Annotated in this window: 10 protein-coding genes and 5 pseudogenes; 6 read left to right on the top strand and 9 right to left on the bottom strand. The window is 60.5% G+C overall.

The window, feature by feature from the left end; genetic code table 11:
* Positions 1 to 68: 68 nt before the first annotated feature.
* Positions 69 to 953 carry a type III secretion protein gene (locus tag HAP47_RS34815; RefSeq protein ID WP_173640794.1) on the bottom strand — a complete coding sequence of 295 codons (885 nt, stop codon included), beginning with the start codon at positions 951 to 953 and terminating at the stop codon, positions 69 to 71.
* 914 nt (positions 954 to 1,867) lie between these two features.
* On the opposite strand from HAP47_RS34815, the pseudogene HAP47_RS34810 reads away from it, so the two are divergent.
* Positions 1,868 to 2,128 (top strand): annotated as a pseudogene (locus tag HAP47_RS34810) (transposase); the annotation flags it as partial.
* A 36-nt stretch (positions 2,129 to 2,164) separates the two neighbouring features.
* Here the strand turns inward: HAP47_RS34810 and HAP47_RS41765 are convergent.
* The 5 genes and pseudogenes from HAP47_RS41765 to HAP47_RS41760 all read right to left on the bottom strand — a co-directional run.
* Positions 2,165 to 2,520: pseudogene (locus tag HAP47_RS41765) on the bottom strand (transposase); the annotation flags it as partial.
* Positions 2,521 to 2,627: 107 nt separating this feature from the next.
* Positions 2,628 to 3,545 (bottom strand): myo-inosose-2 dehydratase, encoded by a 918-nt coding sequence (gene iolE, locus HAP47_RS34800; RefSeq protein WP_173640795.1) that lies wholly within the window; start codon positions 3,543 to 3,545, stop codon positions 2,628 to 2,630.
* Between the two features lie 181 nt (positions 3,546 to 3,726).
* Positions 3,727 to 5,577, bottom strand: a complete 1,851-nt coding sequence (gene iolD / locus HAP47_RS34795; RefSeq protein WP_173640796.1) for a 3D-(3,5/4)-trihydroxycyclohexane-1,2-dione acylhydrolase (decyclizing) — start codon at positions 5,575 to 5,577, stop codon at positions 3,727 to 3,729.
* 20 nt (positions 5,578 to 5,597) lie between these two features.
* Positions 5,598 to 7,504, bottom strand: a pseudogene (locus HAP47_RS34790) (bifunctional 5-dehydro-2-deoxygluconokinase/5-dehydro-2-deoxyphosphogluconate aldolase).
* 637 nt (positions 7,505 to 8,141) lie between these two features.
* A complete protein-coding gene (locus HAP47_RS41760) occupies positions 8,142 to 8,315 on the bottom strand; it encodes a hypothetical protein (RefSeq protein WP_338025826.1) in 174 nt (57 codons plus the stop codon).
* Between the two features lie 214 nt (positions 8,316 to 8,529).
* Here HAP47_RS41760 and HAP47_RS34780 point away from each other — a divergent pair.
* From HAP47_RS34780 to HAP47_RS34770, 3 genes and pseudogenes are all read left to right on the top strand, one after another.
* Positions 8,530 to 9,308, top strand: a pseudogene (locus HAP47_RS34780) (ABC transporter permease); the annotation flags it as partial.
* Between the two features lie 50 nt (positions 9,309 to 9,358).
* Positions 9,359 to 10,354 (top strand): inositol 2-dehydrogenase, encoded by a 996-nt coding sequence (iolG, locus tag HAP47_RS34775; RefSeq protein ID WP_173640797.1) that lies wholly within the window; start codon positions 9,359 to 9,361, stop codon positions 10,352 to 10,354.
* A gap of 62 nt (positions 10,355 to 10,416) precedes the next feature.
* On the top strand, positions 10,417 to 11,229 hold the full coding sequence (locus HAP47_RS34770) for a TIM barrel protein (RefSeq protein ID WP_173642972.1): 813 nt from the start codon (positions 10,417 to 10,419) through the stop codon (positions 11,227 to 11,229).
* Positions 11,230 to 11,323: 94 nt separating this feature from the next.
* On the opposite strand, the pseudogene HAP47_RS34765 reads toward HAP47_RS34770, so the two are convergent.
* Positions 11,324 to 11,731, bottom strand: a pseudogene (locus tag HAP47_RS34765) (IS5/IS1182 family transposase); the annotation flags it as partial.
* 425 nt (positions 11,732 to 12,156) lie between these two features.
* Positions 12,157 to 14,391 (bottom strand): hypothetical protein, encoded by a 2,235-nt coding sequence (locus HAP47_RS34760; protein WP_173640798.1) that lies wholly within the window; start codon positions 14,389 to 14,391, stop codon positions 12,157 to 12,159.
* A gap of 376 nt (positions 14,392 to 14,767) precedes the next feature.
* Here HAP47_RS34760 and HAP47_RS34755 point away from each other — a divergent pair, with 376 nt between their 5' ends.
* Both HAP47_RS34755 and HAP47_RS34750 read left to right on the top strand, forming a co-directional pair.
* Positions 14,768 to 15,007, top strand: a complete 240-nt coding sequence (locus HAP47_RS34755; RefSeq protein WP_224924226.1) for a reverse transcriptase domain-containing protein — start codon at positions 14,768 to 14,770, stop codon at positions 15,005 to 15,007.
* Between the two features lie 110 nt (positions 15,008 to 15,117).
* Positions 15,118 to 15,552, top strand: a complete 435-nt coding sequence (locus tag HAP47_RS34750) for a hypothetical protein (RefSeq protein WP_231168583.1) — start codon at positions 15,118 to 15,120, stop codon at positions 15,550 to 15,552.
* Positions 15,553 to 16,218: 666 nt separating this feature from the next.
* Here HAP47_RS34750 and HAP47_RS34745 read toward each other — a convergent pair.
* The gene (locus HAP47_RS34745) at positions 16,219 to 16,593 is read right to left on the bottom strand and encodes a NolY (RefSeq protein WP_173640799.1); all 375 of its coding nucleotides are present in this window, start codon (positions 16,591 to 16,593) and stop codon (positions 16,219 to 16,221) included.
* Between the last annotated feature and the right edge of the window lie 1,285 nt (positions 16,594 to 17,878).

Raw genomic sequence — 17,878 nt, 5'->3', positions numbered from 1 at the left:
GCGGGCCCACGCCAAGCGCAGCGCGTGCCGCAACACGCAGTGCCCATCGAGACGACACGGAGTCGTCGTCAATATTCCGGCGGCACCACCGGCGGACGATCCTGATGGTCTAGGAGCCCAACCTGTTCCAGCACCGAGTGAATAAAATGCGGGGCGCCCGCCTCATGGGGAGACAGCCCATAGAATTCCTGCGCCGCCATCGAGACAAACTGCTCCTGCTGTTCCCGCGGAATCTGCTCTAGGGCTTCCCTCGCTTTTGCGGCGAACTCGGCCGACACTACCTGAGTTTCCAAAAAGCGATCATGTTGGGTGGGATTTCGGCGCAAATGCTCCAGCCAATTCGCTGTGTGTTCGTCTTCGTCCGGGTGGACGAGAGGTATCAGTTGTTCGACGCGATCTTTCAACCACAGGGCGCCGTCCTTGTCGGTACTCAGGTCCTCTCTCTCCACCTGGACGTGCGCCCACGCGCTGTCTTTCAGCCGCACCGCCGGGCCGTTCGACCAGCCGTCCTGCACGATGGTCGTCTCTCCATCGCGTTCGTTGCCGCGGCGTAGCTCGTTCCATGCGTGTCCAGTTCGCGTGGCCGAGATGGTGTGATCGGCGTTCAGTTCCATAATTTCCACCTCGCCGCCTGCATTCACGACCGATTCACCATCGCGCAAATGCGGCGCGTGCGAGACTGCAGCGAGGCGCGCGAATTGATCGCAAAAGCCTGCGCCCAGCGCGCCCGCCAATGCCATCTGGTTGTTGCGATCGAGTCCGCGGTAGGCCAGACGTGAGGCTACGACGTTGTGCCCGTGGGACGGCTCGCCATCCGCATGAACGTTGCCGCGTCCGTGCCTGAGCAGCAGGCGAACGTCGTGCACTGTCTGACCGGCCGCGGTGATCCGAGCGGGGCTTCTGACCGGATCGCCAGTCATCATGGCCGCAATGAGGTAGGCGAGTTGCTGCATCTCATGTCGCTGTAGTGCCACACCGCGTCGTTGTTGCAACGTGTTCGGCGACGTTCCCAGAGCGACTCGGGGAGCCATCGGGGCCGGTCCCGATGCCGTCGAAATTAGCGCGGACCATTGGCGATCGCTGGCGCTGCGGGCCGTTGAGTGCGATGCGCCGTCGGCGCTCGAACTATCATAAGGCGAGGCCACTACTGAAGGCTTTGAACAACAAATTCCCACAAGCAATCTCCTTTATGCTGATGAAATTTCACTGCACCAATGCTCCTACAGAGGAGCTCAGGCGGCACCGTTAAGCCAACGGATTGGAGCGGCTGGGATATCCCCTTCGCGCCCGGCACGCGGAAAACGGAACATGATAGCCTTCATGCACATTCCCGTTAGTCTATCTAGACTCTCATTCCGCCGGTCCTCCGCGGAAATTGAGCGCCCGCGCCACGTACCAAGAAAGATCATCGTCGGACGACTCTGACTCGACACATCCTTCGTCTTCGTCGCTACTTCGTTCAGCGGGATCCTCGCTCTCGGCTTGAAGATACAGCCGGGGCTTGTCTGCCCGCTGCCATTCACCCTGGTTGTTCATCGTCCACTTATCGGACCGTCGAGGGTCAAGCACGAACTGGTTCTACCCCACGTCAACAAAGCCCATCTGCTCCAGACGGGGCTTCGCCGCATCGTTGTGGGTTGGCTGGATGAACATGTGATTCTGCTATCCACGCGATTCGCTCTTATCGACTGATCTGCGCTGTAGTCAATATCGGTCTTCTTAGGACTTGCTAGCAGGGTAAGCGAGCAATCTGACAACAAGCTGACGCACAGAAGAGTGCAGAGCCGGCCCCGGAATTCTGCACAGGGCGATAAGTGGAGTTTCTGCCTGACAGCGGGCACGCTGTGCCTGCGAATCAGGAGCGACAATGAGCAGAAGAACACGCCGGAACCACACACCGGCCTTCAAGGCGAAGGTGGCGCTCGCCGCCGTGAAGGGCGATCGAACGCTGGCTCAGCTTGCCGAGCAGTTCGACGTCCACCCCAATCAGATCACGGCGTGGAAGGCTCAGCTTGAAAGCAAGGCCGCCGATGCGTTCGGTCCCGGCGGCGGCTCCGGAGCGGAACAAGCAGCCATCGATGTGAAGTCGCTGCACGCCAAGATCGGCGAACTGACGCTGGAGAACGATTCCTAAGAAACGGCAGCATCTACTTTTCGGCTCCAAGGGATGGAGAACAAAGCCGAATGGCTTGGACGCCGATGCAAATTGTTGACCACTCGCGTCCGGTAACGCGTCTCGTAGGACGAGGCTTTGGGATCGACATAGTCCATTCCTTATCGCACAGCATTGTAGAACAGAACTGCGATCTTCCGGGCCGTGGCGGTCACGGCCTTGGCCTTGCCGATGCGCACTGAGAGCCGTCTATAAAAGGCGCCGAGCGCAGTGTCTGTACGCCCCACGGTCACGGCAGCAAGGCGCAGAAGTGCCGCCGCTCGGCCGCCGGATCGGCGCGTTCGGGACGAGAGCATTTTGCCGCCGGAGACCTTGTTGCTCGGCGCCAGTCCCAGCCAGGAGGTAAAAGGGATGTTCGCTGTTATCCATCACATCATCCCGGTACGTCGATGTGGGCAACTGAGCCATTCGTACACGAAAGCTGCCGGCAACGGAAAAGCATCCCAATTGCCAGTCAGCGCCAGGGAAAGGTCGGGGCTTCCACAACATAGCCCGCCTTGGTCGTCACCCGCATGAGTTCGGCATAGCCCATTTCGGCCATTCTGAGCGGCGGATTCTTCCTCGGATCCTGCTCGGCCTCAACAACGAACCAGCCCTCATAGCCATAGCCAGCGAGCTTCTGCACGATTGCGCCGAAATCCAGCGAGCCGTCGCCGGGAACAGTGAAGGCGCCCAGCGCGACGGCGTCGAGGAAAGATTGCGTCCTCCAATCGAGCGCTTTGATGACGGGGCCGCGGATATCCTTCACATGCACGTGGTTGATGCGCTTGTGGTGGTTGTCGATGACGCGCAGCACGTCGCCGCCCGCGAAGGCCAAGTGGCCAGCGTCGAACAGCAACGGGATGCCTTCTCCCGAACACTTCATAAAGGTATCAAGTTCGTGCTCGAACTGCACAACCGCGGCCATGTGATGATGGTAGGAGAGCGGCATGCCCTGCCCAGCGCACCATTCACCAAACTCGGTCATCCTCCTGGCATAGGCCTTCATGTCGGCGTCGCTCAGCACTGGCTTGGTCGCTAGAGGCCTTGAGCGATCGCTCTGGATCGAATGGCCAACTTCACCATAGACGATGCAGGGTGCGTTCACGGCCTTGAACAGATCAATCATTGGCTGGATGCGATGCTTGTTGGTCGCGATGTCTTCGTTGACGAGCGTGCCAGAGAACCAGCCGCCGCACAGCGCAACGTTAACCATCTTTAGAATCGACGACATGACCGTCGGATCGTCGGGGAAGCGGCGGCCCTTCTCGATGCCGGTGAAGCCGGCCGAGCGAGATTGGCGTAAACATTCTTCAAGCGAAACATCGTCGCTCAATTCGGGAAGATCGTCATTCCACCACGCGATGGGGGATATGCCCAGTTTGGCCTTCACGTGATACTCCTATCAGCCTAGGAGAGCCCTGAGCCAATTCTCATCTCTGCGTCGCAGTTCGCTGGTTCTCGGCTTGCCGAAGGGCGGGACTGTCCGGCGGACCAGCGGCGATGCTTCTGCAACCCGCGACATCGTCGAGCGATGGATGGATGGGAATTCGCGCAAAGGTGCATTGCCACTTCTAATTCCCGACGCGTTGTTGCTTCACTGCTTGCTCATAGGCCTTGCGCGCTTCCTGCACCTGCTCGCGCGAGCTGACTTCCGGAACCACGACATCCCACCAGTGTCCGCCAGCCTCGGTCGTGACGAGAGGATCCGTATCGATCACGATGACGGTGGTGCGGTCGTTCACTTTCGATTTCTCCAGAGCTGCTTCCAGCTCGGCGATCGATGCTACATGTTCCGAGAATGCGCCCATGCTCGCGGCATGTGCAGCAAAGTCAATCTTCGGCAGCGTATCGTGCTGGCTGTCCTTCAACAGATTATTAAAGTTAGCGCCGCCGGTTGCCATCTGGAGCCGGTTGATGCAGCTGAACCCGCCGTTGTCGAGTACGACGATGGTGAGCTTCAGGCCCAGCATGACGGAGGTGGCGATCTCAGAATTCAGCATCAGATACGAACCGTCGCCGACCGGGATTACGATCTGCTCGTTGGGCCGCGCCAGCTTGACGCCAAGGCCCGCCGCGATCTCATAACCCATAGTCGAGAAGCCATAATCGACGTGATAGGAGCCGGGACGGCTCGCCTTCCACAATTTGTGCAACTCGCCGGGGAGACTGCCTGCAGCCTGCACCAGCACGACGTACGATCCAAAAACGCGATCGAGTGCGCCAATGACCTGTGCGTCAGACGGAAACTGTGCATTCGTGCTGGCTCGCGCGGTGTCTGCTTCCACCTGCCAAGTGGTCTTGCCCTTCTCCGCCTTGCCGGTCCAGCGCACGGGTGCTTTGTAGCCCTTCAACGCGGCCAGAAGCTCGTCCAGTCCTCCGCGCGCATCCGTCACGAGTGGCAGCGCGCGATGCTTGTGGGCGTCGAACGGTTGTACGTTGAGGCCGACGATGGTTTTCCCGTCGTTCTTGAACAATGCCCACGACCCCGTGGTGAAATCCTGCAGGCGCGTACCGACCGCCAGGATCAGGTCGGCCTCCTCGGCAAGGCGGTTGGACGCCGATGTACCGGTGACGCCGATGGCGCCCATGTTCAAGGGATGGTCATCCGGCAACGACGACTTGCCGGCTTGGGTTTCGCAGACAGGAATTCCCGTTGCCTCGGCGAAGTTTGTCAGCGCGGCGGACGCCTCGGAATAGAGCACGCCCCCGCCGGCGATGATCAACGGCTTCTCCGCAGCCATCAGCGCCTCGGCTGCTACTGTGAGCTCGCCCAAATCGGCGCGCGGACGTCTTGGCATCCACATCCGCTCCTCGAAAAAGCTCTCGGGGTAGTCGTAGGCTTCCGCCTGCACGTCCTGGCACAATGCCAGCGTCACCGGCCCGCATTCGGCCGGGTCGGTCAACACCTGCATAGCCCGGTTCAACGCCGGAATGATCTGTTCAGGTCGAACGATACGGTCAAAATAGCGAGACACCGGCCTGAAGCAGTCGTTCACGGTCGCCGTGCCGTCGGTGAAATTCTCGGCTTGCTGCAAAACCGGGTCCGGGATGCGGTTAGCGAAGGCGTCGCCGGGCAACAGCAGGACAGGCAAGCGGTTGACGTATGCCATGCCTGCGGCGGTCAACAGATTGAGTGCGCCTGGTCCGATCGAGGTCGTCACTGCCATGAAACGGCGGCGGAAATTCGCCTTGCCGTAGGCGATCGCCGCATGCGCCATCGCTTGTTCATTGTGAGCACGGAAAGTCGGCTGTTTGTAACGCACGGCATAAAGTGCTTCGCCCAGACCGGCGACGTTGCCGTGACCGAAGATCGCCCAGACGCCGCCGAAGATCGGTACCACCCTGCCATCAATTTTGGTCCGCTGGCACGTCATGAAACGTATGAGGGCTTGTGCCATCGTCAAGCGGGTCGTCTTGGGCATGAAATTGCTCCAGCAGAAGTTTATGCCGCCTTGCGCTCGCGGGAGGCTAGCCATGCTTGGCTCAGTCGCTCGAAACGAGCGGCCATGTTGGCGATCGCCTCCTCATCTGACATCTTGCCCGCCAACCACTCTTCGGCGGCATGGGCGATGATCGTGCGCCCGACGGCGAAGCCCTTGATGATCGGAACGTGCGCCGTCGCCACAAACGCTGCCTCGAGCTGGTCCTGCGGTGCTTCCAGTCCGAGCAGCATAACGCCCCTGCACCAAGAGGCGTGCTTGACGATGGTCGCTTCGATCCGTACCCAGGCGGTGGCGGAAACCTGCGGTTCAAGCTTCCACCACTCCGGCTTGATGCCCAGCGCGTAGAGTTCGTCGAGTGCGCGCGGGATCGTGTCGTCCTGCAGCGTGCCGTGCTTGCCGGCGATAATCTCGATGAGGAACTCGCGGCCGACCTTGTGCGATGCGTCGAAGAGCGCGCGAAGCTTTTCCTGCTGTTCCTTCTTCAGTGGCGCGGGATCGTCGGCATGACAGAAGCACAAGCACTTGATGCAGTGATCGAGCGGCCAGCCGATCAACTGAGATCCGATGTCCTGTGAGAACTCGAAACGCAGCGGCCGCGAACCTGGCAGCTCGACCGGCCGGCCGAGCCAGGAGAACGGATGGCGCGCGAATTCGAACAACGCTTCGCGGCCGAAGCGCTCGTCGATCAGCATACCGTAGTCGTCGCGTCCGGCAGCCACTCGGACTGCTGCCTTTACCGCCAACACCTTGAAGGCATTGATGCGCGAGGGCTCTGCGTCCACCCTCACGGCGACCTCCTCGAGCTGGCTGCGGTGATCGCACGCCAGCGCCATGACCGAGGGGATCTCGCGCCGTCGCGTCGTGGCCCAATGGATGTGGTTGATCGTCTCGTCCTTGCGCAGCGCGGTGAACGGGCTGCCGTGCTCGAGGAAATATCGTAGCTCCTCGAACGTTGGATACTCGGGCGCGCATAGCAGCCGCGACACGGCAAATGCGCCGCAGGCATTCGCCAGGTCGCTGCCGTGGCGAGGCTTTCACCGCCCAGCCAGCCGCGCAGGAAGCCCGACATGAAGGCGTCGCCGGAGCCGAGCACGCTGAAGACTTCGATAGGGAAGCCCTCGCCGAAAATGCCATCCTCGAGATTGTCGCTGATGTTGCCATCATAGACGACACAGCCCATGGCGCCCCGCTTCAGCACGATGGTCGCATCGGAAAGCGCCCGTATCGCCTTCAAAGAGCCAACAACGTCATCCTCTCCGGTGGCTATTCGAATTTCCTCCTCGGTCCCAACGATTAGGTCGCAGTCGGCGAGCACGGCACGAAGCTTGTTGGAAACGGCATCCGATTTCACATAGCGTTCGGCCGCATACCCGGCAAGGCCCCACAGGTTCGGCCGGCAATCGATGTCAAACACCACCTTGCCACCCGACGCCTTGATCGCCTTGAGCTGGGCGGCTTCCGGAGCGGAGAAGTGCGTACCGGTCACCACGATTGATCGCGCGGAGGCAATGAAGCTCCGATCGACGTCCTCAGGCGAGAGCGCCATGTCGGCGCGATCCGGGCGGACGAAAATCATCGGCGAAACGCCTTCGTCCTCGACGGCGAGCAGGACCAGCGCACTCAGTCGGTCCGGATCGCTCTTCAGCGCCTCGACATTCACACCCTGACGTATCAGTTGCTCGCGGATGAAGGATCCCATTTGCTCGCCGCCGACGCGGCTCAGCAGCGCCGAAGGCAGGCCGAGCTGCGCCGTGCCGACCGCTATGTTAGCCGGACACCCGCCAACCGATTTGGCAAAGGAGGCGACGTCTTCGAGCCGCGAGCCAATCTGCAGGCCGTAAAGGTCCACAGAAGCCCGACCGATGGTGACAACATCGAGCTGCCTAGCTCTGGCGATCTCAACCAAAGCGACCTCCTAGCTATGAAATGGCCCTTTCGTATTTGAAACACTGGTCTTTTTTGGTCAAGATGAAATGTTTATAGCATAAATGTCGGGCCCTACTTTTGATGACGGATCTCCGCGACGCGAATAGCCAGCGCGGCCACCAGGGACGTGCTGGCAGCCAGGGAGGGCAATCCTCCAAAATCTGACTCCGCCACCTCGAACCGCACATTCGAAAGGTCCGAAAGCGGTGAGAATGCACTGTCGCTGATCCCGACTGTGGGGACTCCCCGAACTGCAAGAGTGGCGGCGTAGGATGGTCTCCTGGGGGTGAAAAACTTATGGCTATGGCGGCGGCGTGCGGCGTTGCGAAAGAAATGGTCTCGGGATCAAGTCCCGACGATGAATCGATCAGAACATTCCTGGCCTTTAGTAGCTTCCCCAATATGTAGGCAAGATAGCTTGCGACGGGGAACGATCATCGTTTGGCAAGTACATATATTACATTAGCACCAGATAGAATTTTTGTTGCCTGGTCAAAGCGGTCTCTCTCAATCGAATCGGCAAGCGTATCTATCGATTGTATCGATGCATGCATCAGGCCTTTCAGGACGTGGACGCCTTCACCTTCTGCTCCAATCATTTTCAGCGAGGTAAGGCGCTAATCACAGGAGATGTTACGGTCGCGAAGCCGTTCGCGGTATACCGATTGAAGCTTGGTGACTCCCTCAAATCCAAAGTGTTTCGCGAAACGAACCAAGGTCGATGCCTGAACGCCGGCTGAAGCGGCAATGCTGGCGGCGGTACCGAGGGCGACGTCGTTTGGATTGTCCAACGAATATGCGGCGACCTGCCTGATCCATTTGGCATTCTTGTGCGTTGGTCGAGGATACGCTGCCGCAGCTCTTCAAAACCCGCTGGCGGCCCACGGCGGGTTTCGTCTGTCAAATTCACGTTCACCTACACACCAGATATTCCATTTCGGCTGTAACACGGCACCAGTGCCATGGGCATGTGGTCAACGCGTCAGCGTTGTCCACCATGTTAGCGTCGATTGGTCGTCCGGCTCGGTCGTCGGCTTCTCGGCGATGGTGGCCGCGAGCTTAGCTCAGCCTCGACGTGGGGCAAAGTCGTTTATCCCGACCTCACGCACCTGCCGGCGGTCGTCCCGGTCCTGATCGGTATGGGCTGTTTGCCGGTGCCATCAACGGCGCGCTCATTGTCTACACCAAGATCCCGCCGTTCATTGCCACGCTTGGTATTATGGTGTCTGCCCGCGGATTGGCGAAGTGGTATACTAAGGGGCAGCCGATTTCGGGTCTGATGGCTTCACCTTCTTTGGTAGTGGCATAGCACCAGTTATCATCTTCCTGGTGATCGCGGTGATCTTCCAGGTTGTCTTCGCTATTGGGCTGGCAAGTTCACCTACGCCATAGACGCGAATGCGCAGGCGGCCCGTGTGTCCGGCATCAACATCGAGCGTCATTTGATCAAGGTGTACGCCATCGCCGGCACGTTGGCCGGTCTGGCGGGTATCGTGACCGCAGCCCGCGCCCAGACGGCACAGGCAGGCATGGGCACGATGAACGAACTGGACGCGATCCCGGCAGCAGTTATCGGCGGCACCCTAGCTCACAGGCGGCTCCGGAAGGATCGCCGGAACGATCATCCTCGGCACGATGATGTCTGGCTCCACGTTCCTGTATGTCAACATATTGCCAGGCGATCATCAAAGGCGTTATCATCGTCGCCGCGTGTCGTGACCGACACGTACCATCAGCGCAACAGGAAGCGCCGACACTTTAGCGACCATTTCCGGCACAAGTAAGGGTGGACGTGTCGGGGACGCGTCCACCCTTCAGCTTGAAAGAGGAAGGAATGACAGTTCGCTTCGGGTTGCTTGGTGCAGGGCGCATTGGGAGAGTTCATGCCCAAGGGGTCGCTGCAACCCGCAAAGCTAAACTAGTGGCTGTGGCTGACTCGTACCAAAATGCCGCGCAAGATATTTCGTCTGCCTATGGCGCCGAGGTCCGGAGCGTTGAGGAGATCGAAATCTCGCACGACATCGACGCTGTCATCATCTGTACACCGACCGACACGCATGCCGTTTTGATCGAACGGTTCGCGATGGCCGGTAAGGCGATCTTCTGCGAGAAGCCGATTGATCTCAGTATCGAGCGCGTCGAACGATGTCTCGCCTTAGTCGAGAAAACCGGCCAGGCACTGATGCTGGGTTTCAATCGCCGCTTCGACCCGCACTTCGTTGCGGTACGGAAGGCGATCGACGAAGGGGCCATTGGTGATGTCGAGATGGTCACGATCGTGTCGCGCGATCCCGGCCCGCCGCCGCTTAGCTATATCAAGCGTTCGGGCGGAATCTTCCGCGATATGACTATCCATGATTTCGACATGGCGCGCTTCCTGCTCGGCGAAGAGCCGGTCAGCGTTAGCGCCGAAGCGTCCGTGCTCGTCGACAAAATGATCGGAGAAGCCGGTGATTACGATTCAGTGAGCGTTATCCTGAAAACCGCCTCCGGCAAGCACTGTACTATCTCAAATTCGCGTCGTGCCACCTATGGCTACGACCAGCGTATCGAGGTGTTGGGATCAAGAGGGATGGTGGCGGCCGAAAACCAGAGGCCGGTATCGATCGAACTTGCGAGCGGCTCCGGCTACACCCGCCCGCCGCTGCACGACTTCTTCATGAATCGCTATGTCGACGCCTATGCCAACGAGATCTCCGCCTTCATCGCCGCCATAGTCGAAAATCGCGCTATGTCGCCGAGTGGCGCCGATGGTCTCGCGGCGCTTCGGCTGGCCGGCGCTGCGCTCAAATCGGCAGAGACCGGCCGGGTCGTACGGCTCGAGACGTAATTGTTTGGCGCATGAACAACAGCATGGCGGCGCGCCGCTGCCCCATGACGTCGGAGAACGCGATGATTGAGCCATCTTTTGCCATCAATCATATTCTGGCGCCATCGCTGCGGCAGGATGCCTTTTTTGAGCTGTGCCGCAGAGTTGGCGCGTCCGGAGCTGAAATCCGCAACGACCTCGACGGGAACGCGATTCTGGACGGAACGCCGGCTGAGGAGGTGAAAGCTGCGGCCGAAGCAGCGGGTATCCGCATCCTCACCATCAATAGCTTGCAGCGCTTCAACCAGTGGAATGCGGCCCGGGAAGCCGAAGCGATAGAGCTTGCCGACTATGCGCAGGCGGTCGGTGCAGGAGCCATCGCGCTGGTGCCGCTCAACGACGGCAGCGGTCGGGAAGGCGGGGTACGCCAGCGCAATCTTGTCGCCGCGCTCAGGGCTCTCAGGCCGATCCTCGCCGATCGGGGCCTTCGCGGCTATCTCGAACCGCTCGGCTTCGAGATATGCTCTCTGCGCCTGAAGAGCGAGGCGGTTGATGCGGTCCGCGAAATCGATGGGGTTGACACATTCCGTTTAGTTCACGACACCTTCCATCACCATCTCGCCGGCGAAACGAAGCTCTTTCCCGAAGTGACCGGGATCGTCCATGTTTCTGGGGTTACGGATCCGAAACTCGCGATCTCCGGCATGCGCGATGAGCATCGCGTGTTGGTGGATGCGGACGATCGGCTCGGGAACATGGCGCAATTGCGCACATTGCTGGCCGTTGGGCTTGACATGCCGCTTTCGTTCGAGCCGTTTTCTCCGGAGGTTCAGACGCTCGCCGATCCGGCAGGGCCGCTGTCTACCAGCATTGCATTTGTTCGATCGAGCCTTTAAATGAGAGCCATATGTCTGCCTTTCGCGGTGAGATGGTTCGCCTCCCGGAAAATCCCATCAGTAGCGTTCCTAAGACCAGTGATGTAGTCGTCGGTTAAGAAGCCGATTTGAGTGGTGAGTGGTGGCTGGTGACTGAGAAGAAGGCAGCCAGGAAGAGGTACCAAAGAGCCCTTAGCCAAGCGAGGATGCGGCGGAAGTTGTAACCGACGGCGGAGAGGATGACGTTGGCGGCATCGTCGGCGCGGCCTTTGAGGTAGCAGCGGCCGAGGTGTCCTTCAGCCTTCAAATGGCCGATCACGGGCTCGATAGCGGAGCGGCGCCGCAGCTGGCGCTTGATAGTGCCGAAGACGCCGCGCTTCTGGCCGGAGATGAAGACGCGGCGCGGGTTCTGTGCGTCATGGCCGCGGTATCCCTTGTCGACAAAGGCGCGCTCGATCGCGCAGCCGGTGAGTGTCTCGGTTCGGTCGATGACGTCCCGCAGGGTGTGACCGTCGTATCCGCTTGATGGGCGCGGACCTGCATGAGCACGGGAGAGGACGGGACAGCGACCTCGCTCAGCTGCCTGTGAAAGGCCGCCGCCTCTGCCGACGAGTCGGCCGGAGAGGCATCTTGCGCGTCCACGCTATCCGTTTGTTGACGCACGCGATTCATTGAGACGAAGTTCATCTGTACTCACTTTCGAAGATGAAGGGCCAGGAGCGCTGATCGTATGCGTCTGGACTTGAGCGCCGGCATTTGACGGTTCAGCCGCCAAGCGAAAGGAAGTCGTGGTCACGACGCTCCCGATCGAATTTCAATCGGACCCCGCTGTCGATCTGTTCGAGGAGTTCGTGCCGGCTTCGAGCTCATCGAGGATTTCCTCTCGGTGATAACGGCCACTTGATCGTGTCACCACAGCGGCGCTCCGGCGCGAGACAAACCACCTGTCTACATCCCCAGGCGCGCCATCTGGGTCGACATGTGCTCCGTCTCGGGAAGGGGATACCACGGATGGCCACCAACTGCGGTGCTCATCAAGGACCTACAGAACGCCGGCGTGAGCTTCCCGCGGTGGATCACGACGTTCTCGCGCCCCGTCGCAGCTCGAGCGCTCTGCCAGTCCTGATTGTAGCCGCGTTGGTCATTGGACTTCACGTGGCAAGCGGCGAACTCGGCATCGCTCAGCGTTGCCAACTGCCTGGCATGTACCGGCCGATTGGTATGGATGTGCACCCACATCGGGCTCGGCATCGCGCCATTGCGCAGGGCCTTGGGCTGCAGCTTGATCTCGAACAGTGTCCCCGGATCATCCTTCAAGGCGCGCGGTGGATTCACAGACGCCAGCTCCCCGGCCGCCCGCAACTGTTCAAGATACTTCTGGGACGGAAACGCGTAGGTCTTCATGCAATCGATCGTGATCGCCGCCTTTCGCGCCTTCAAAGAGTTCGCCTGTCCCTGCACCTCGGACAACATCGCCTTGAGCCGGGTTATTTTGTCATGCACTTCCGGCACTTGCGCAGGCGTGAGTAGGACACGTCGGCGAGGCTCCTCCAGCGCGACTACACTGGCCTCAATCTCGGAGGCCTGCGTCTGCAGTCGCTTAACGACGAGATCCACGACGTGATCGGCGTCCTCGGGCTTCATCTGGCGCGCTTGCGAGACGGTGCTTTGCTGAGCGGGCAGATCGAACTGCAAAAGTTCGTCCAATCGCTCGATTAATCCGGTCAGTGCTTTCCTGGAGGGCGGAGCCTGCAATATCTCCAGGTGCCCAGTCGCCGACGATGACACCCTCGCGTCTGCCTCCTCCGCGCTCGCGAGTTTCTTTGTACCCAAATCCGAGAGTACGATCACCTTGCCTGTTGGGGCCGTGGCAGCGTCGGGCGTGGCGAGCTGCGGCTCGCGCAGCCCGGCCGCCGAACTTCGCTCGCCTGCGGCCGGGGCGCGCTTGCCTTTCCCCTTCCTCCGCGCCGCGCCCCCTTCAACCACTACGGCAGTCCGGGCCAGCGGCTCAATCATGGCGGGCGTCTTTGGCTGCACGACCAAAAGACGCGTGACGTCGTCCGCGGTGACCCATGCACCTTCCGCGATCTGCCCCAACAGTTCCAACGGAAGGTCGGCATCCGTTCCGGCGCCCCTTAGTCGGGTAACGATGCCGTGCACCCCTGAGGCAAATTCCGAAAGCCGTTCCATGACTCCTTCCAGAACGGTGCAGTGGTCTGCGTCGAGCGCCGCTCCCTCCAGAACGGCGTGGGAAGTCGAGTTGAATGCCGGAAAAAAATCCGCGATAAAGGTCCCAAGCAGTCGCACCCGCCCATCCTCACCCATGAGGGCGTCGTTCACGGCTGGGCCGAACGTGGCCGCCTTCGACTCGATCAAGAGTCGCGCGAGAGCGATGCGCGATTCCAGGTACATGCACTTCGTATACAGTGCCCAGCCGGTATGCTGGCGTAGCGCGGCCTCTTCCTCCTCCCGCATCTTGGACGTGGTGCTGGGCAAGCTGGCGGTGTCCGTATAGACGGACCGCATCCGCTCCGAGCGCAACACCTTCTTTCCCCACCAATCCAAGCAGGCTTCGTAATGCTTCGCCACGCTGGATACCGCCCGGCCCAGCTGGTCGGACGGAGCGCCGGCATCTCGCATCCGCTCGAACACGGCTGCTGCTTTGCTCCTGTTCTTATCCAGCTTGTCGCCAATCTGGATGGCCACAGCGTTGCCGTTGTTCCCCGAGGCGAGAGTCTCGTCGCGGAGTTGACGAACCTGACTGTCGGAAAGAAGCCTGCGCGCCATGTCCGAGGGGAGGCTCGCGTAATACTCCAGAACTTCCGAGCCTGCCTTGACGCCTTGATCAATCAGGTCTTGCGTCTCCGATAGGCTCCGAGCTTGCATAACCGCAGCTTGGGCAGCAATAAAGTTCCCAAGCAGACTGCGCATTTTTTTCTGCGCTGATTTTCCGTCGCCACTTGAGGAACTCGGGATTGGCGCACCCGAAGCTGGTGGTAGGCCTGCGAGCGGCGCCGTTCCATCCTGAGGCCCGAGGCGCATCCCCACCACGACGGAGTCGAAAGCTTGCCTGCCTTCGCCGAGGGCGGCCCCGGGCTCCGGGCTCGAACTGCTCGATCCCCATGTGCTGCGGGCTTCCGCAGGCCCAATGTGCGAATTGCCAGTTCGGCCAATGCCCGTCATATCTCCCCCATCAAGTCGAGAATGCGCAGCCTGTCCGGTAGACCAGCTGGCTGACGAGTAGCTGACGCAGGGCGTTTTTCCGAGGTGCACGGTAACGCCCGGATCGCCGCGGGCATCAATTCCCGGAAGCTGGCGTGCTGCTGGAGGCAGCGGGTAACCTCCGCGACCTCTGCGCACGAGTCCACACTGGTCGTTATCGGCCACAGCCGGTGCGACGAGTCTACATCCCCAAAGCCGACGGCGGTAAGCGGCCTCTCGGTGTGCCGGCGCTAGAGGACAAGATTGTCCAAAGCGCGGTAGCCGAGGTGCTGAGCGCCGTCTACGAGGCCGACTTCCTCGGGTTCTCTACGGCTGTCGGCCGGGGCGGAATCCTCATATGGCGCTTGACGCCTTGCACACGGCGATCATGAGCCAGCGCGTCAACTGGGTGCTCGATGCCGACATACGCAGCTTCTTCGACTCGGTCGACCACGAGTGGCTGTTGCGGATGGTGGCGCACAGGATCACCGATCCTCGCATCTTACGGCTCATCGAGCTGTGGCTGCGAACTGGCGTTCTTGAGAGCGGCGAGAAGCAAGATACAGACAGGGGTACGCCGCAAGGCGGCGGGCATTAGCCCGCTCCTTGCCAACATCTTCCTGCACTACATCCTCGATCTCTGGTCCACCAATGGCGTCGTCGCCATGCACGCGGTCGCGTCGTGACTGTGCGTTATGCGGACGACTCATGGGCTTCGAGAACAAGGCAGATGCGCAGGAAATGCTCTTTGCCCTCAAGACGCGGCTGACCGGCTTCAGCCTAACGCTCCATGAGGACAAGACGCGGCTGATCGAGTTTGGCCGGTTCGCGGCCCTCTCGCGTCAGCGGCGCGGCGAGCGGCGGCCAGAAACCTTCGCCTTCCTCGGCTTCACCCACTACTGCGGGCGGACCAGGGACGGCGGGTTTATCGTGAAGCACAAGACGGAAGGGAAACGCCTGACGCGCAAGCTGACGGCGTTGCGCCACGAGGCCTGGCGGCTCATGCACGCGCCACTGCCTCGCAGCACGAGTGGTTCGCCGCTGTGCTGCGTGGACACTACGGCTACTACGGCAGGCCGCACAATTATCCAGCGCTCAACGGCTTCTACCGCGAAGTGCGTCGGATTTGGATGCGCTGTCTGAGACGGCGCAGCCAGAAAAGTCGGCGCATGGGTTGGTCCGAGTTCGAGACCCTGACGGCACGCTTCCGTCTGCCCGTTCCACGCATCACTCGCACTTGGGCACAGGCGCGGATATGACGCGGGTTACCCTCGAGAAGAGCCGGGTGCGGGAAAGCCGCCTGCCCGGATCTGCGAGGGCAAAGCCAAATGGCCGAGCTACTCGACCACGACCGTGCGCCGCCGCCCCCAGAAGGGTTCGAGTGAAGTTCGTCGTCAGCAAATAAGGGGATATTGCCGCAACAACGGCCTAACCACTATACACGAAACGAAGGTTAGGCCGAGTTGGCAGTCATTGTGAGTGTCTCGCACCCGGGCGGCCTGTGCTTTCTCGTTATCCGGCTTCCGCACGGCGGTAGCAGAGCCATGAGGTCCCGAAGCAAGAGCAAAAGTTGAACTAAGGGGCGAAATCAAACTGGGTTGTTGCAGTGCAAATGCGTGATTGTCCGACGTACCCGACCCGACCGCGATAGCTAATGAATCAGTCGCAGACGGCGTAATGGAGGCGGCGCCCGCATGCCAGGTTAGCTCGTTGGATGCTGCGCTTCGCTATGATACTCTGTTCGTACCATCGCAGCCGGCGTTGTTCGGCCAGGAAAAGCGCTCTCCACATCAAACCGTCAACGAAATCTCACTCCGTGGCACGCGAGAAAATGAGTTTCGCGATCTTCATCCGGTTGGCCGGAGTTCGCAGGTTTGCCGGCAAGGCATCGACGGCTTGATCGAACAGGCGTCCCAAAACGAGAAGGTCTTCCGGGTAATAAGCGCCGCGGTCCCCGGACATGTGCGTGGTGCGAGCGCCGCCGTCATGATTGCTTGTTCTTGTCTCGCCGAGCTGGCCGAGCTCCAGCTCCGCCGTGATCATTTCATTTGTGAGTGCGTTGAGCAGTCGGATCGCGTCAAGCGCGTCACCATCCTCGCCTACGAGAGTGGCGAGGATGGTCAGTTGCAGGTCGATCCGATCCTTAAGATTCTGTACGCGGGAATTGGAGGGGGCAAGTTCCACGATGTGCTCCTGGTGGTGAAGTGAATGTAAAGTACCTGATGGTTTGTGTTGCGTTTCGCGGTCCGCGAGAGCCGGCAGGTGCGGCGCGACAAGGAATGTCTCCGTCCCAGCTGCGTGTCCATTGAGGCGATCGTCGCGCTCGCTCGACGCCGTACAATGGCAGGGCCTGCGGGCCATGACTGCGACTGACGACTGAAGCCGAGCAGCCCGCGGATGTGCGTGAGACGCCGCCCGGCATAGCCGCCGAGAGCCAATTGGGGCTCATCGGGGATTGCAGAGCGATCTTCCGCCACAATCGTCTGGGCTGCCACGCTCAGATCGTTAAATGCTCGGCACAGTGAGCGTGCGGCCAGGCGGGGAAAAGGAGCCCGCGAACAGATGGGAGCTCGGCAGCTCGCCCAGCTGCGCCAATTGCTTAGATGATGGTGTGATGCTTGCCGGAAACTCAAAGAGCGCTCGCCCCCGTCGAAAGTTGATCGACAACAGCGGATAAAGCCGGATGAGCATCGTGCAGGTTTGTAGAGCGTAGATCTGGCCTTCGCCGACCGAGCTGGGCTCAGCAAGCGAGCGCAGTGAGGATTTACGGTCACACGACGTTGCAGAGTGGACGGCAAGTTGGCGAAGTTGATCTGTCCATGTCGTCGCAGATCGGGTCCTCGTCCGGGCCGTCGGACACGTATCTTGCAATCGGGGCAGGTACAGACCTGCCAGCACGGCCTCGCTTGCAGCCGCCAGATTGACGGCGCTGCCGACCTGGTCAGGGCGAAAAGTCCAAGCTCCGGCGAGGAGGACGGTTCACCTGGCCGAATCCTAAACGACGTACGCATTTACCGAGGCCACTGGAAGTGCGCTAACGCCGATCGTCTGAAACGCCTTTGGGGGAATGGCCATGGTATAAGCGAGGACGCGGTTGATGACTACGCGCCGGACGCGGCGATCAGGGGACAGACTAAAAATGGTCCGCACGTGCGTCGATTTGGACGAATCGAACGTATCTTTGTGGATCCAGGTCGGGGTGGCTTGAACTGACCTGCGACTGTGCTGAAGGCAAAAGGGGTCCATGGCCACACGACATTCGTGAAAGGTGCTTTCCGGAAATCGCGATCGACTTATGGGGTATTTGGCTAAATCCGGTAAAATCGAAAGTTTTGATGGGATCCATCCAGTTCGCGGATAGCCCGGGCGAGGAGTCATTGACCTTTCTGGATGGCGCTGGATTCTCGCGCGGTCCACGAGCCGATGAGACGGGCCGCGGGGCTGACCCGGTGCTGCTCCAGGTGCTCGA

Source organism: Bradyrhizobium sp. 41S5 (assembly GCF_011516665.3).
In the GTDB taxonomy this organism is placed as follows: Bacteria; Pseudomonadota; Alphaproteobacteria; order Rhizobiales; family Xanthobacteraceae; genus Bradyrhizobium; species Bradyrhizobium quebecense.
The sequence above is the reverse complement of the archived record's forward strand: the minus strand, read 5'-3'. Positions and strand labels throughout refer to the sequence as shown.